Annotated in this window: 7 protein-coding genes and 1 pseudogene; 2 read left to right on the forward strand and 6 right to left on the reverse strand. The window is 75.6% G+C overall.

What is annotated here, in order from left to right; genetic code table 11:
• Positions 1-430 precede the first annotated feature (430 nt).
• The 5 genes from ACQEVS_RS28735 to ACQEVS_RS28755 all read right to left on the reverse strand — a co-directional run bounded on the left by ACQEVS_RS28735 (position 431) and on the right by ACQEVS_RS28755 (position 11262).
• A complete protein-coding gene (locus tag ACQEVS_RS28735; RefSeq protein ID WP_433025114.1) occupies positions 431-2032 on the reverse strand; it encodes a PfaD family polyunsaturated fatty acid/polyketide biosynthesis protein in 1602 nt (533 codons plus the stop codon).
• Positions 2029-3561, reverse strand: a complete 1533-nt coding sequence (locus tag ACQEVS_RS28740) for a hypothetical protein (RefSeq protein ID WP_433025117.1) — start codon at positions 3559-3561, stop codon at positions 2029-2031. The genes ACQEVS_RS28735 and ACQEVS_RS28740 overlap by 4 nt, the downstream gene beginning before the upstream one ends.
• Entirely contained in the window at positions 3561-4562 is a 1002-nt protein-coding gene (locus ACQEVS_RS28745) for a hypothetical protein (RefSeq protein WP_433025120.1), read from the reverse strand. The genes ACQEVS_RS28740 and ACQEVS_RS28745 overlap by 1 nt, the downstream gene beginning before the upstream one ends.
• Positions 4563-4801: 239 nt before the next feature.
• Complete coding sequence (locus ACQEVS_RS28750) at positions 4802-6568, reverse strand: SDR family NAD(P)-dependent oxidoreductase (RefSeq protein ID WP_433025123.1); 1767 nt, start codon at positions 6566-6568, stop codon at positions 4802-4804.
• Entirely contained in the window at positions 6463-11262 is a 4800-nt protein-coding gene (locus ACQEVS_RS28755) for a beta-ketoacyl synthase N-terminal-like domain-containing protein (RefSeq protein ID WP_433025126.1), read from the reverse strand. Before ACQEVS_RS28755 ends, ACQEVS_RS28750 begins: the two co-directional genes overlap by 106 nt.
• Before the next feature lie 768 nt (positions 11263-12030).
• On the opposite strand from ACQEVS_RS28755, the pseudogene ACQEVS_RS28760 reads away from it, so the two are divergent.
• Positions 12031-13475 (forward strand): annotated as a pseudogene (locus ACQEVS_RS28760) (glyceraldehyde-3-phosphate dehydrogenase).
• 169 nt (positions 13476-13644) lie between these two features.
• A complete protein-coding gene (locus ACQEVS_RS28765; RefSeq protein WP_433025129.1) occupies positions 13645-15045 on the forward strand; it encodes an aminopeptidase P family protein in 1401 nt (466 codons plus the stop codon).
• 48 nt (positions 15046-15093) lie between these two features.
• Here the strand turns inward: ACQEVS_RS28765 and ACQEVS_RS28770 are convergent, their stop codons facing one another.
• Positions 15094-15963 carry a DUF2127 domain-containing protein gene (locus ACQEVS_RS28770; RefSeq protein ID WP_433025132.1) on the reverse strand — a complete coding sequence of 290 codons (870 nt, stop codon included), beginning with the start codon at positions 15961-15963 and terminating at the stop codon, positions 15094-15096.
• Positions 15964-15999: the final 36 nt, after the last annotated feature.

Genomic DNA, 15999 nt, shown 5'->3' on the forward strand with positions numbered 1-15999 from the left:
CCTGGTACATGCCCCCGCCGCGTGCCGCTTCACCCCCGGCCGGTGTCACCCACACGAGAGCCTCGCATGCGCTTCCGGTGGGGCGGCGCTCCGGTGGCCCTCCGATCGGGCGCCCGCGGGCGGCGGCCCGTCGGTGCCGCCCCGGCACCGTCGACCGGCAATCGTCGGCCGGGAACCGCCGCCGCGTCGGAACCGCCCCGCGCGCGGGCGGATGGCGGCCTCTGCCGTGACCTCGGCGCCGGACACGGCCGAACGGCCCCGCGCACGGGGCGGGTGACGGACCCGGGCGGGCGCCCCTGATCCGTGAGAGCGCCCCGCACCCGTACGAGCGTCCCGCCCTCCCCGGCACCGCACGGTCCACCGGCGGCCGTGCCGTGCCGGGGCACCCGGTCGGACCGAGGCCGCCCCTTCGGCCCGCCACCGTGCCGGCTCACCACCACCCTCCCCGTACGGCCGGCGCGGCCGGAGGCGGAGCCGCCGGCAGGGCGGGCGGCAGCCGGTAGCGCGCGCACGCGGCCGGCAACCGGACGCCGGACAGGCGCAGTTGGGCGACGCGGGCCTCGAACGCGGCCCCGCGCATCAGATGGGTGGCCACGGCGACGGCCGACCGCCGGGCCGGATCGGCCAGGGCGCTGCCGGCGGCCCAGGCGTTGAACGCGCCCATGGCCGGGCCGCACCAGATCTGCCAGTCCGCGCGGCGGCCGGTCTCGCCGGTGACGGCCCACCGGGAGCCCATGGCCAGGTACCAGCGGAAGACCGCCGCCATACGGCACTTGGGGTCCTCCTCCGCCCGCCGGAGCCGGTCGGGGTCGTGCTCGCGCAGGTAGGCGGCCGTGTCCCGCCACACTTCGGTCAGCGGGCGCCGCAGCAGGCGCTCCTCCAGGTGACGCCGTTCTGCGGGCGGGATCTCCGACAGGGCGGCGTGGTCGTGGTAGAGGCGGAGGAGGCGGGCGGCCCGGCCGGCGAACATCGTGCCCCGGCCCAGGACCTGGACCTGGACGCCCTGTTCGAACAGGTCCGCCGACGGCGCCATCACGCAGTCGGCCGGCCCGGCCTCCGCCAGGAGCGCCTTGGCCTCGGCGGAGGTCCCCGCTTCCGTCGCGGCCTGGTTGACGGAGCCGGTCACGACGTAGTCGGCGCCCAGGGCGAAGGCCGCCATGGCGGCGTCCGGCGTCCCGATCCCACCCGCCGCGCCCACGCGCACCGGCCGCCCGCCGGGGAGCTCCCGGGCGAGGCGGTCGCGCAGTCGCAGCATCTCCGGCAGTGCCACGGCCAGGGGGCGGCGGTCGGTGTGGCCGCCGGAGTCGGCCTCGACGGTGACGTCGTCGGCCATCGGCACGGCACGGGCCAGGCGCGCCTGCCCGGCGGTGACCGACCCGGCGGCGAGGAGCGCGTCGAGGAGGGACTCGGGCGCCGGGCGGAGGAACAACGCGGCGGTCTCGGGCCGCGAGACCTTGGCGACGAGACGGTGGGCGGCCCGCACCCCGCCGTCCCGGCCGGGGGCCAGCCCCGTCACCCGGTACCGCACCAGCTCGGGGGTGAGCTGGACGAAGGCCGACGCCTCGACGCAGCGCACGCCGTGCCGCAGGCACAGGTCGACGCAGACGCGTTCCATGGCCGGGGCCATGGGACTGTGGATGAGGTTGCAGGCGAACGGCAGCCCCCGGCGGCCGAGTTCGCGTTCCAGGCGCTCCAGCGCCACGGCGAGCCGTGCGGCGGGCAGCCCGGCGGATCCGAACGACGCGAGCCACCCGTCCCGGGCGAGCGCGGCGACCAACTCCTCCGAGGCGATGCCGCCGGCCATGGCCCCGGCCATGTAGGCGTGGCGCACCCCGTGGTCGCGCCGGAAACCCGCCGAACCGAGCGCTTCCGGCGGCAGCGGCCCGGCCGAGGCCAGGACCGTCGTACCGTCGCCGGGCGCCGGGAGCCGGTCGGTCGCGCCGACGCGCCCGCCGGCCCGCACGACGTGGCACGGCCGTCCGGCGGCGGCGAGCAGGGAGTACACCCCGTCAGGGTCGTGACGGACGGTCACCGGCCCGCCTCCCGACCGCCGGCCGTCTTCCGATCACCGGCCGGCTCCCGGCCACCGGCTGTCTCCCGGCCGCCGCCCGGCTCGTGTCCGCCGTCTGCCTCCCGCCCGCCGGTCTCCCACCCGCCCGCCTCCCTAGGGCCTGCCGCCCGACCGCCGGCCCGCCGTCGCCCAAGCGACCGTTGCTCGGGCGGCCGTCGCCCGTACGACGCGGGGCCGATGTCGACCGCGATGCCGGTCACCCGGTAGATGCGCAGGTCGTCCCGCCAGACGGAGCCGTCGGCCCGGACGAGCACCCGGCCCGCGTCCCGGCGGACGTCGCGGATGTGGACCTCGGCCCGCACCCTGCGGTGCTCGCGCAGGATCTGTCCACGGTAGGACCAGCGCAGCTCCTCGCCGACCGCGACCTCGGGAACGGGACGGTCCATGCCGTCCGTCAGACCGGTGAGCAGGGCGAAGGCGTGCACCGCCTGGTAGAGCGTCTGGACGCCGACGGACCCCGGCAGGACGGGGTCGTGGAGGAAGTGGTGGTCGAAGAACCAGTCGTCGGGGTCCACGGGCTTGTCGCACAGCACGTACCCCCGGCCGTGGTCGCCGCCGCGCGGCACAACGACGGTGTCCGCGAGGAGCGCCAGCCGGCCCCGGCCGAGCCGGGTGTCGCCGCTCAGGTCCCGCCGGAGGACGTCCTCCGGCGCGGCGGGTTGCCGGTCGAGCCAGGGCAGGACGCACCGGCCGTCGTCCAGGCCCTGCTGCTGGGCGAGGAGTTCGGCGGTCAAGTAGCCGTGGACGGCGGTGCCCGTCCAAAAGACGTCGTCGCCGTCGAGCAGTTCGATGTCGTAGCGCTGCATGATGCCGCCGGGCAGGGACGTGTGGGAGCGCAGGGTGCCGCGTTGCCGGACGGTGGTGCCGCGCGGGTCGACGCGGCGCAGCAACCGGGCGGTCCCTTCGAGGTTGCGGCAGGAGAAGTCCCGGTCGGGGTGTTCGGCCGACACGCCGATCGCTCCGCCGAGCAGACCGCACGGCTGCAACGCCAGCTCCATCAGCGCGAGTTGCGGCAACGTGCCGTTGTGCTCGCGGACGTACCAGGGATCGGGAGGGACGTCGTGGGCGGCCGTGCCCCTGCTGCCCGCCCGGTATGCGCGGCGGCGGCCCGTCGCCTCCTCCAGCCGGGAGACGAGGAGGAAGTCGCCGAGCGGCAGACGGGGGCGGACGCGCGCCGTCGGCAGGCGCTCCCCGGGGGCGCGCACGAGCCGGGCCGGCTCGTCCTCGGCCATGCGGGCGACGTGCGATTCGTGGGCGAGGACCGGGCGCCCGTCGGCCGTCCTCCGGCAGGTCGGGGCGTCCGTCACCCGGTCCATGTCGCCCTCCGGGCCTTCGTGGAGGGCGACGGCCGCCCCGCGCAGCCGGGCGACGGGACGACCGCCTGCGGTGATCACGCAGTCGCCGGCCACGTACGGCCGGGGCACCATGCCGCACCGCGTCACGGCCGCCTCGACCTCCGCCTCGCCACCGGCGAGCGCCGCGCCGTCCATCACCTCGACGTGAACGGTGGTGCCGGGCCGGGCACCGCGCGGGCCCCGGGGACGCAGAGGTGGAACCCCTGGTGGAAGGCGTGCACGCGCAGGGCCTCCAGGGCGGTGAGGACCGCCCACGCCCACACCGCCGCGCCCTCGGGCATCCGGGCCGTGGCGCGCAGGACGGCCTGCGGCCACGAGCCGGGGCGGACGTCGACGGCCGTGACCTCCGTCAGCCGCCCGGGCCGGGGCCAGGGCGCGGGGAGCGCCTCGGGCGGCAGGCCCGTCTGATCGAAGCCGGCGCCCAGGACCCGGGCGACGTCCCCCCGGGCCAGCGCGTCGAGGTCGGACCGGGACAGGCGGTCCACCCGGGCCCGGGCGAGGGGCCGTGGCTCGGGCGGGTGACGCGGCGGCGCCTCTTCGGGCCGGCCCCCGTCCGCCGCGTCCAGCAGCGTGACCGTGGCCACGGCCCGGCCCGCGGCCAGGACGCGCCGGGTCCCGCCGCCGGACGCCTCGGCCCGGAGGGCGCCCGGCCCGGGTGGCGGGACGTCGTGCCAGGCGACCGAGGCGCGGAAGGGCCCGCTACCGGTGGGCAGACTGTGCGCGGCGGCCTCCAGGACCGCTTCGGCGGGGTCGGGCACCGCCGCTTCCCCGGACCGGCCGGAACCCTCCGTACCCACGCTCCGCGTTCCTCCGGCCGGTACGGACTCACCACCCGGCAAGGACCCGTCACCACCCAGCGGCCGGTGACCCGGTGCGGACCCTTCGCCCGGTGCGGACCCTTCGCCCGGTACGGATCCGGCGCCCGGTGCGGACCCGGCGGGCGTGGGCTGCGCCGCCACCCGGCCGAGCCGCCGGACGGTGATCACCCGGTGGGCCTCCAGCACGGCCGCGTGGGCCGCCTGGACGCGTTCGGCGATGCGCTCGGCGATGCGCTCGTGGACAAGGCCGGCGTGGCCCCGGACGGTACCGCTCGCCGCGGCGTCCGGTGCGGCCGCCGCCACCGTTCGCCCGGCCACAGTCCGTACGCCGACGGGGGATTCCGCCGATGGACCGCCCATGGGCCGTACAGCGCCCGTGGGTTCTGTCGGTGATCCGTTCATGGGCCGCACAGCGCCCGGAGCCTCTGTCAGTGATCCGACCATGGGCCGTGCACCGGTAGGGATTTCTTCCGGTGATCCGTCCATGAGCCCCGCGTCAGCGGGGGATTCGGTCACCAGGGCCCCTTCGAAGTCGAGTTCTTCCACGGTCCCTCCCCTCAGCCCGCACGGTGGGTGTCGGAGTCCACGAGGTCGGCGACCCGCCGGGGATCGGCCCACAGGGTGCGCACCCCGGTCCACCGTTGGAGTACCCGGCCGTCCGGAGCGCAGCCGGTGACGTCCCAGAACGTGAAGACCGCGTTGGGCTCGGCGGGCCGCCGTTCCACCCGGACGACGAACGGTTCGTCGTCCGGCAGGGGCGCGCACAGCTCGGCGCGCTCGACGCCCACGGGGATGGGCCACAGGGGCTGACCGGGTTCGACGACCCCCGCCAGGCACACGCCCTGCATCAGCAGGTCGGCCAGCGCCGGGGCGTGGAAGCGCCCGGCGAAGCCGCCCTTGGCGAACGGCGGCTCCGGCATCCGCGCGACGACGGTCAAACCGTCAATCGGGCCGGGCAGTTCGTCGCGCAGGCCCGCCAGGCTCGGCCCGTGGAACAGCCGGCCGCTCGCATAGCCGGGGTGCGGGACGTCGGAGACCGTGCAGGGCGGCAGGTCGATCCGTTCGCCCGGTTCCGGCTCCCGTTCGCTCCAGAGGAAGCGCCCCTCGTAGTGGAGTTCGTCGCGCCCGTCGTCGCTGAGCAGGGAGAACCTCGTCCACCTGTGGTGGTCCCGCTCGGCTTCCGGGACCAGCCGCACCCGGAACGTCCGGGGGCGGTCGTCCCCGGTGAAGCCCAGGCCCCGCACGATCCGGAAGTCACGGCACTCGACCACCGCGCCCGTGCCGCCGAGGGCCCGTTCGACGCTGTTCACCCCCCAGCCGAGGGCCGCCGTCAGGGGCAGGATCGAGACCCGGCCGACGCGGTGGTCGCGCAGCACGGGCTCGGTGGCCGGCATGCGGCGGTGACACCGCGCGGTCACCCCTTCCTCGGGCAGCCGTCCGATCTTCCGGTACAGGGGCGAGAGCGGGCCGACGACGACGGTCGATCCCCGCCGGAGACCGGGGTCGGACAGGAGCCGGACGAAGTGGCCGCAGCCCTCCTCCCGGTTGAGGACGGGTACCCCCGCCTCCACGTAGAGCTCCCGCATGCGGGCGGCCATGCCGCCGGCCCACGGTCCCCAGGCCACCGGCAGCACCCGGCAGCCGGGGTGCGCCTCCCGGAAGGCGCGGCCGAAGCGGTTCAACGCCTCGTTGGCCAGCGCGTAGTCGCTCTGCCCCGCGTTGCCCCAGATCCCGGAGACGGACGTGAAGAGCACCAGGTGCCGCAACCGCCCGGCGTCCAGCGCCCGCAGTACGTGGTGGAGACCGGCCGTCTTGGTGTCCACGACCGCGGCGACCGAGGCGGGCTCCATGTGGGAGAGCGGCTTGTCGCCGAGCACACCGGCGCCGTGGAGCACGGCGGTGACGCGGGCGGCGTACGGCGCCAGGGCCGCGGCCACGGCCGCGCCGTCCCGGACGTCCACGGCCAGGTACTCCGCCGCCGCGCCGCGCTCGCGGAGTTCCGCCAGGGTCGCGCGGACGCGCCGCTGCGGGGCGTCGTCCTCCGCGCGCGCCTCCCGTCCCCGTTCCGGCGTCCCGGCCCCGTCCGGGCCGGTCACGCCATCCGACGCCCCCTCGGCGAGCGGAGTGCGCCCCAGCAGCAGGAAGTCGAAGCGACCGGTCTCCGCCAGCGCGCTGACGCACCAGGCGGTGATGCCCGACGCCCCGCCGGTGACCAGCATCAGGCCACGCTCGGCGGCTGCCGGGTCCTCGCCGTCGGCCGCCGTCGGAGCCGCCGCGTCGCCCTGGGCCGCCGCCACCGGGACCGCAGCGTCGTCGGCGCCCACCGCCGCGAGGACCTCCGGGGCTGCGTGATCGGCCGCCGTCGGAGCCGCCGCGTCGCCCTGGTCCGCCGCCACCGGGATCGCAGCGTCGTCGCCGCCCACCGCCGCGGAGGCCGCCGTGACTTCGTGATCGGCCGCCGCGGGGCCGCCGTCTCCCGCACCACGGGGGTGCGGCGCCCCGTCGCGTCCCGGCCCACCTCCGCGACGTCGGTGGCCAGGTCCGCGATCTCGGCGGTGAAGGCCGCCGCGACGTCCGTGTCGGACAGGTCCGGCGCGAAGTCCAACGCCCGGCAGAACAGCGTGGGTTCCTCCAGCGCCACCGTCTTGACCAGCCCTCCGAGCCCGCCCGCGAGGGCGGCCGCCGGGTCGCCGCCGGATCCGGCGTGGCCCAGCGCGCCGTCGAGCCGGGTCACGGTCACCAGCGCGGCCCGCCCGCCGGCCCCGGCGGCCTTCGCCAGGGCCGGGCAGGAGTGCTTCGCGACGAGCACGGCGTGCCGCAGCCGCGCGATCACGTCCTCCGCCCGCTGCCCGGCGGTACGCCCCACCGGCAGTACGCAGAGCCGCAACATCCCGTCGTCCGCGAGGAGTTCGCCCATGCGGGAGGCCAGCTCCGGCTCCGACAGGTCCGCCAGCCGCCGGGCGGCGGGCCCGTCCCCGTCGGGTGGCTCCGCGCCGGGGAGGGACAACGGCACCACGTCCCAGCCGTCCGCGCGCAGGGCCCCGACGAGGGCGGCGGACAGCGCGGTGCCGTCGTCCAGCACCAGGGCGCGGCGCCCTCGCGGATAGGCGTCGAGCCGGACGTCCGGTTCCGGCAGGTCCCGGAGGGCGACGACGGCGGTCCCGGTCCGCAGCAGCCCGGGCGCCCGCTCGTGGAGCGCCGGCCCGGTCAGCGCCTCGGTGAACTTGTCCGACAGCTCGCGGACGGTCCGGGCCTCGGTGAGCCGGTAGAGGACGCCACGGTCCAGGTGCGGGTAGCGGCGCCATACTTCCGCGCCGATCTCCACGCGTTTGAGGGAGTCGATGCCCAGGTCCTCCTGGATCAGCATGTCCGGTTCGATCATGTCGGCGTCGTAGCCGGTCCGGTCGGCGGTCACTTCCTTGAGAACCCGTTCGAGCTCCATCGGGTCGACCTCGCCGCCGGGGGCGGGCGTCCCGGACGGCTTCCCCGCGGCCTCGGCGTCCAGGAACGCGGCCAGGGCCGACCGGCCGGCGGGCGGGTCCGGCGAGCCGTTCGGCGCCGCGGTGTCCGGCGCGGGCGGAAGCTCGGGCGCCCCCTCACCCGGCGCGGCTCCGTTGACGGGCCACGCCGTACCGTCCCCCAGGAACTCCCTCCCCGACCCGTCACCTGCGGTCCCCGGCCCGCCGCCGGCCTCCAGCAGCCGGGCGACGACCTCCCCGGCGCGGGTGTGCGCGTCGCCGACGGCGAGGCTGTGCTCGGTGACGGCGTCGACCGCCGCCACCAGCGACGGGTCCACGGATCCGGCGTCCGCGCGCCGCCGCAGCAGGCCGGTGAGTTCCCGGGCGACGTGGAGCTGACTGTCCAGGTAGGCGGTGTGCGCGGTGAGGTGCCGGGCCGCCGCGGCGGCCAGCGCGTCGTCCTCCGCGGCCGGGAGCGACTGCGCTTCCCGTTCCCGGCGTTCGGCCTCCGCGAGGGCCGCCGCCTCGGCGACGGCCGCGCGGTACGCCGGGCGGCGGGCCACGACGGCGAACTGCGGGCCCTCCAGCGTCCGCGCGGCCTTCGAGGGCGCGGGCCGCGCAGGCCGCGGCGCGCCGTCGTGCCGGTTCGGGCCGGACAGCGGGTACCCCAGCACGGCCAGCCGCACCGCCGCCCGCTTCAAGGCCGCGTAACCGTCCTGCCCCGGACCGGTGTCGCAGGGGACGGCCACCGCGCGGCCCCCGAGCAGCCGCTCGACCAGCCGGACGAGCGTGCCGCGGGGACCGCACTCCACGAACACCCGCACGCCGCCGGCGTACATCTCCTCGACGCGGGCGGCGAAGTCCACGGGCCGCAGCAACTGCTCGGCCAGCACGCGGCGGTTGGCGTCCGGGTCGTCCCCGTATCCGGCTCCCGGGGCGCAGGAGAGGACCGGCACGGCGGGCACGCCGAACTCCCGCTCCGCGCACGCCGCCGCGAACGGCCGCGCGGCGTACGCGACACAGGAGGTGTGGAACGCGGCGTCGACGGCCAGCCCCTGCGCGGGAACGCCGTGCGAGACGGCGTGGCGGACGAACGCCGCGACCGCGTCCGTGGGCCCGCCGACGACGTACTCGTCCGGGGCGTTGCGGTTGCAGACCACCAGGCCGTCCCGGCCGGACAGCAGCGACCGCACGGTGTCCTCCGGCGCCCGGACGGCGGCCATGGCGCCGGCGTCCCGTCCCGGCGGGGGCCGCAGTGCGGCCCCCCGGGCATGGGCGAGCGCGGTGAAGGCGGCGTCGTCGAGGACTCCGGCGGCCCACAGGGCGGTCAGTTCGCCGAAGCTGTGGCCGAGCACGGCGGTGACGGGGAGGCCAAGTTCGCGCAGGAAGGCGAAGTGGCCGCGGGACAGCGCCCCGATGGCCGGCTGGGCGTGCGTGGTGCGGCGCAGCCGCAGGGCGTCGCCTTCCGGCCCGTCCTTGGTCCCGGCGGGCGGGAAGACCGTACGGGCGAGGCCGTCCGCGTCCGGGAACAGCGCGTCGGCGGCCTCGAACGCGTCCCGGACCGCCGGTACGGCGAGGGCCGCGTCCCGGCCCATGCCGACGTACTGGCTCCCCTGGCCGGAGAAGAGGACGCCGATCCCGGGCAGGGGGTCGAGGGAACGGTGGCGGAAGTGCACGCCCCGGCCGTGGTCCCAGCTCTCGTGGGAGGCGTTGACGCGCAGCTGCTCGACCGCCACCGCGCGCAGCTCGGCGTGCTCGGCGGCGTCGCGGGCCACGTAGCCGATCCGGGCGTGCGCGGCGGGGACCGGGCCCTCGTCGGGCGGCGCGTCCTCTTCCAGGCGGCGGCGCAGCAGTTCGGCGGTCTCCGCGTGCCAGATCCGGGCGTGGGGCGTCCGGTGGCCCGCGGGCACCGGACGCTCGTCGTCCGGGGCCTCCTCCAGGACGGCGTGGTAGTTGACGCCGCCGAACCCGAAGGCCGACACACCGGCGCGGCGCACCGGGCGGGACGCCTCCCGGGTCCACGGCCGGGCCTCCGTGTTCACGTACAGCGGCCCGTCGTCGTCCGTCAGCCGGCCCTGCGGCTCGGTCACGTTGACCGTGGGCGGCAGGATCCGGTGGTGGAGGGCGAGCGCGGCCTTGATCAGCCCGGCCGCGCCGGCCGCCGCCTTGGTGTGCCCGATCTGTGACTTGACGCTGCCGACGGCCGTCCGGCCGGAACACCCGGCCCGCCCGTTCCCTCCGGCATGCCCGCCCGGCCCGTCGTGTCCGGCCTGTCCGCCACGGTCGTCCCGTCCGTCGTATCCGGCCCGCCCGCTCCGCCCGTCCCGGTCGTCGTGCCCGTCCCGGTCGCCCCGCCCGTCCCGGTCGTCCGGCCCGTCGTGTCCGGCCCGCCCGCCCCGGTCGTCCGGCTCGTCCTGCCGGCCGGAGCGCAGGAGGGTGTCGAGTGCCTCCAGTTCGACCGTGTCCCCCGTCGGCGTGCCGGTGCCGTGCGCCTCGATCAGGCCCACCGAGCCCGGCGGGCACTCCGCGTCCTCGTACGCCCGCCGCAGTGCCGTCAACTGGCCTTCCCCGCACGGCGCGTAGATGCTCCGGCCCGACCCGTCGCTGGACCCGCCCAGGCCCCGCAGGACCGCGTAGACCCGGTCACCGCAGCGCACGGCGTCGGCCAGCCGTTTCAGCGCCAGCACGCCGATGCCCTCACCGACCAGGGTGCCGTCCGCCGCGGTGTCGAACGGCCGGACGCGCCCGGTCGGGGAGAGCGCCGGGGTCTTGGTGAAGCAGAGGTAGGACACGATCGAGTTGTCGGCGTCGCAGCCGCCGGTGAGCATCATGTCGGCGCGGCGGGCGAGGAGTTCGTCGACGGCGCACCGGACGGCGGCGAGCGAGCTGGCGCACGCCGCGTCGACGGTGTGGTTGGCCGCGCCCAGGTCGAAGCGGTTGGCGATCCGCCCCGAGACGACGTTGCCCAGCACGCCGGGGAACGAGTCCTCCGTCCACGGCGGCAGTCCGGCCAGGTGGGCCCGTACGACCCGGTCCGCCGTCTCCCCGGGGATCCCGCAGTCCAGCATGGTCCGGCGCATCTCGTGCGCGGCCAGGCGGCCCACCAGGGGCAGCAGCGTGGAGTTGGTTCCGCAGACGCCGAGCACCACTCCGGTGCGGGCCGGGTCGTACCAGGCGGTCCGGCCCAGCGCGGCGTCGTCGAGGGCGTCGCCGGCCGCGCGCAGGGCCAGCAACTGCACGAGGCCCGTGGAGTCCAGCGTCCGGGGAGACAGGCCGAGTCGGAGGGGGTCCACCGTCTCGGGTGTCAGGAAGCCGCCGCGCCGGCAGTACGTCCGGTCCTCGGCGAACGGGTCGGGGTCGTGGTGGATGTCCGCGTCCCACCACTGTTCCGGCACCTCGTCCGTGCAGTCGCGTCCCCGCACGACGTTGTCCCAGAACTCCGTCACGTCGCGGGCCCGGGGAAAGACGGCCGCCAGACCGACGATGGCGACGGGGTCACGGGCCAGGCGGCGGTCCGGTCCGTAGGCGGGGTCGGGGTCGGGGTCGCGGGACAACGGCACGGATGGCACCCCTTTTTTCTCGTGTTTTTCTCGTGTCGGCCTTTCGCCTCGTGCGACCCGGTGTCCGGCGCTCGTGCCTGTCGCGGTCTCCGCCGGACCGGCGCGGGAGGCCCTGCCACGGCGGCCCGCGGGATGGAACGCCTGCCGTGCGGGCTCCGCCGCCCGCCCGCCGAACGCGGCCGTGCCGGACCGTTCGCTCTCTCAGCGTGCCCCGGCCCCGTGCGCCGAACCGCGGCACCGGGACCGGAGCATTAGTCGGACAGGCATACGAGTGGCGTTGTGGACCCGACAGCGGTGGTCCCCGGAACACCGCGACACGGCCCGCGGGTACGGTCCTCGGTCTCCCGTCGGCCCGCCCCGGACCGCGTTGCGCGCACGCGCTCCGCCGGCCGGCTCCGCGGCCGGCCGGCAATGGGCGGAGGGTGACGGGAAACGGAATGGACACACCCGCGACCGGACGGGGAGCCGGAGCACGTCCTTCGCCGTACGCGTGGGCCGAACGGCGGGCTACGGGCGGGTCCCGCGTCTACCGGGGGACCCGCGCCGATGCCGGGGCGACCGTGCGCCGTGATCCGTCACGCGTACGTCACGCGTGCGCCGTGAACCATCACGCGTGCGCCGTGAACCGTCACCTGTGCACCGGGACCCCGTCCCGCCCGTCACGGAGCGCCACGCCGGAGTGTGAGGAACCAGCCACCGGCACCCCTTGAGTCGTCGAACATCCGTGGGGTTAGCATATGAGCGCCGCCTAGCTCGAAAGATACGCCTGTGACTGTCAATGACGACACGTTCGCCAACTGGAAGTACCGCGAGGAGATCGCGGAGTCGATGATCCCGATCATCGGGAAGCTGCACCGGGAGCGGGACGTCACCGTCCTGGTCCACAGCCGCTCCCTGGTGAACAAGTCGGTGGTCAGCATCCTCAAGACCCACCGGTTCGCCCGGCAGATCGCGGGGAGGAGCTCGCGGTCACCGAGACGATGCCGTTCCTGCGGGCGCTCACCACGCTCGACCTCGGGCCGTCGCAGATCGACATCGGCATGCTCGCCGCGACCTACCAGGCCGACGACCGCGGCCTGTCGGTGGAGGAGTTCACCGCCGAGGCCGTCGCCGGGGCGCTGGGTGAGAACAAGATCGAGCGGCGGGAGCCGCGCGACGTCGTGCTGTACGGCTTCGGCCGCATCGGCCGGCTCCTCGCCCGGCTGCTGATCGAGAAGGCCGGTTCGGGCAACGGCCTGCGGCTGCGCGCCATCGTGGTCCGCAAGGGCGCGGGCCAGGACATCGTGAAGCGCGCCTCGCTGCTGCGGCGCGACTCCATCCACGGGCAGTTCCAGGGCACGATCACCGTCGACGAGGCGAACAGCAGGATCATCGCCAACGGCACCGAGATCCAGGTGATCTACTCCGACGACCCGACGACCGTGGACTACACGGCGTACGGGATCAAGGACGCCATCCTCATCGACAACACCGGCAAGTGGCGCGACCGCGAGGGGCTGTCGAAGCACCTCCGGCCGGGCATCGCCAAGGTCGTGCTGACCGCCCCCGGCAAGGGCGACGTCCCCAACGTCGTCCATGGCGTCAACCACGACATGATCAAGCCGGACGAGCAGATCATCTCCTGCGCGTCCTGCACCACCAACGCGATCGTCCCGCCGCTGAAGGCGATGGCGGACGAGTACGGCGTCCTGAACGGTCACGTGGAGACCGTCCACTCGTTCACCAACGACCAGAACCTGCTGGACAACTACCACAACTCCGACCGCCGTGGCCGCTCCGCGCCGCTGAACATGGTCATCACCGAGACCGGCGCCGCCTCCGCCGTCGCCAAGGCGCTGCCCGACCTCAAGGCGCGGATCACCGGCAGCTCCATCCGCGTCCCGGTGCCGGACGTCTCGATCGCCATCCTCAACCTGCGGCTGGCCCGCGAGACGACCCGTGAGGACGTCCTCGACTACCTCCGCAACGTGTCGCTGACCTCGCCGCTCAAGCGCCAGATCGACTTCATCAGCGCGCCCGACGCCGTCTCCAGCGACTTCATCGGCTCGCGCCACGCGTCGATCGTCGACGCCGGCGCGACCAAGGTCGAGGGCGACAACGCGATCCTCTACCTCTGGTACGACAACGAGTTCGGCTACTCCTGCCAGGTCGTCCGCGTCGTCCAGCACGTGTCCGGGGTGGAGTACCCGACGTACCCGGCGCCGCTGGCCTGACGCCGCCGGGCCTGCCACCGGCCGGCCCGGCCCCGACCGCAGAGGCCGCTCCCGTAACGCCGTTCACCGCGGCGGGGGAGCGGCCTTTTCGGCGACCACCCATGACATGTGACCTGTAACACCGTAATGTGAAATGGTACTGCGCCTGGACGTCCCAAGGAGGAACACCGTGTCCGGACCCGCCGACGCCCCCATCCGCACCGTGAGCCACGACCTCCCGGTGTCCGACGAACTGGCGGCGTTCATGGGGGCGGGCTGGGCGCCCGTACCGTCGCCCTCCGGTACCCGGTCGCCCATCGCGGACGCCACCGCCGCCCGGCGGGCACGCCTCTCCGGGCGCTTCCCGGGCGAGCGGCTGATCGTGCCGGCCGGCATCTCGAAGGTCCGCTCCAACGACTGCGACCACCGCTTCCGGCCGCACAGCGCGTACGCCTGGCTGACCGGCCTGACGGGTGAGGAGCAGGCCGGGCACGTCCTCGTCCTCGAACCGAACGGTCCGCACCGGCACCAGGCGGTGCTGCACGTCCGGCCGCGCCCGCCCCGCTCCGCCGGCTCGTCCGCGTTCTACCGCGACCGCCGCCACGGCGAGTTCTGGGTCGGCCGGTCACCGGACCCCGCCGAGACCGAGCGCGCGACGGGCATCCGCTGCGCGCCCCTGGAACCCGACGCCGCCCTCCCGCCCGGCCGCGACGCCACCACCGACGGCGAACTCGCGGCGGTGCTGAGCGCGTTGCGGCTCGTCAAGGACGCCTGGGAGGTCGGGCAACTGCAACAGGCCGTCGACCACACCACCGCCGGTTTCGAGGACGTCGTCCGGGCCCTCCCGCGCGCCCTGGCGCACCCGCGCGGCGAACGCTGGATCGAGGGCGTCTTCGGACTGCGCGCCCGCGCCGAGGGCAACGGCACCGGCTACGAGACCATCGCCGCGTCCGGCGCGCACGCCTGCGTCCTGCACTGGACCCGCAACGACGGCCGGCTGGACCCGCGCGACCTGCTCCTCCTCGACGCCGGCGTGGAGACGGACACCCTCTACACCGCCGACATCACCCGTACCCTCCCCCTCTCCGGCCGCTTCTCGCCCGTCCAGCGGCAGGTCTACGAACTCGTCCTCGCCGCCCAGGAAGCGGGCATGGCCGCTCTCAAACCCGGCGCGAGTTTCCGCGACTTCCACCGGGCCGGCATGCGCGTCATCGCCGAGGGCCTCACCGACTGGGGCGTCCTCCGCACCCCCGACGGCGACCTCCACCGCCGCTACACCCTCTGCAGCAGCGGCCACATGCTCGGCCTGGACGTCCACGACTGCGCCCAGGCCCGCGCCGGCGCCTACCTCGACGGCGTACTGGAGGAGGGCCAGGTCCTCACCGTCGAACCCGGCCTCTACCTCCAGCCCGACGACGAGACCCTGCCGCCGGCCCTGCGCGGCATCGGCGTGCGCATCGAGGACGACCTCGTCATCACCGCCGACGGCGCCCGCCTGCTGTCGGGGGCACTGCCGCGGACGCCGGACGCGATCGAGGCGTGGATGGGAGAACTGACGGAAGAGATGGGAGAACTCACGCAAGAGCGCTGACGGACGCGCCGGCGGCGGCCGCGTCCGGCGGGACGTGTCGCGTGCCGATCAGCCCGGAGGGGTCCGGTGGGCGTGGCCCCGGCCGGGGTAGACCCGTTCCAGCGCTTCCCAGCCGCTGTCTCGTTCCCGGACGGCCTCCTCCGCGCGGCCGCCGCCGCGGAGGCCGAAGAGGCGCTTGGCGAACAGGAGGTAGGCCACCACGGCCAGGTTGATGACCAGGGTGCATACCTTCAACGGGCTGACGCGCTCGTGCAGTTCGTAGACCTCGGGGACGAGCAGCACGCTCGTCGCGACGAAGGTCAGGTACTCGGCCCACCGCTTGGCGCGCCAGAGGCCGATCGCCTCCACGCCCTCCAGGACCGCGTACGCGGCGATGACCAGGCCGATCACCCACAGGGTGCGGTCGTGTGCGGCGAACGCCTTGTCCAGGTCGCCGAGCAGGCCGTGGCCGCGGACGCCGCTGGGGCCGCCGACGCCGTTCTGGAGGTCGTCCACGACGCGGTAGAAGGGGCCGCGGAGGCGGGTGCGCTCGTGGGCGAAGACGAAGACGGCGACGGCCATGACGGCGAGGACGACGAAGTGCACCAGGCGGTCGATCGCGATCAGGCGGAGGACGTAGCGGTCGCGCAACGGGCGGCCGCGCAGCGGGAGTTCGATGGCGTCGCGGTGCTCGGGGGTCTCGCGCCCCGGGCGGTCCGGCGGTGGGAGCGGGAGCCACGCGTCGCAGCGCAGGCAGCGGTGCCAGCGGTGGCCGTCGGGTGTCTCGCGCACCAGGAGCGCGTCCTCCGGACGGACGCGCTCCGCGTCGGTGCCGACGAGGCGGTGGCCGTGCAGCGCGCATTCCAGCAGTTCGTAGCCGATCCGGCGGCGGCGCGGCCGTACGCCCGGAGCGGGCTGGAGGGCCGGGGTGTCCGACACTGATGTCCCCCTTCGTTCGGTCCGCGCAGATTATGC

The sequence above is a fragment of the Streptomyces sp. CA-181903 genome (assembly GCF_050937075.1).
Taxonomy (GTDB): Bacteria; Actinomycetota; Actinomycetes; order Streptomycetales; family Streptomycetaceae; genus Streptomyces.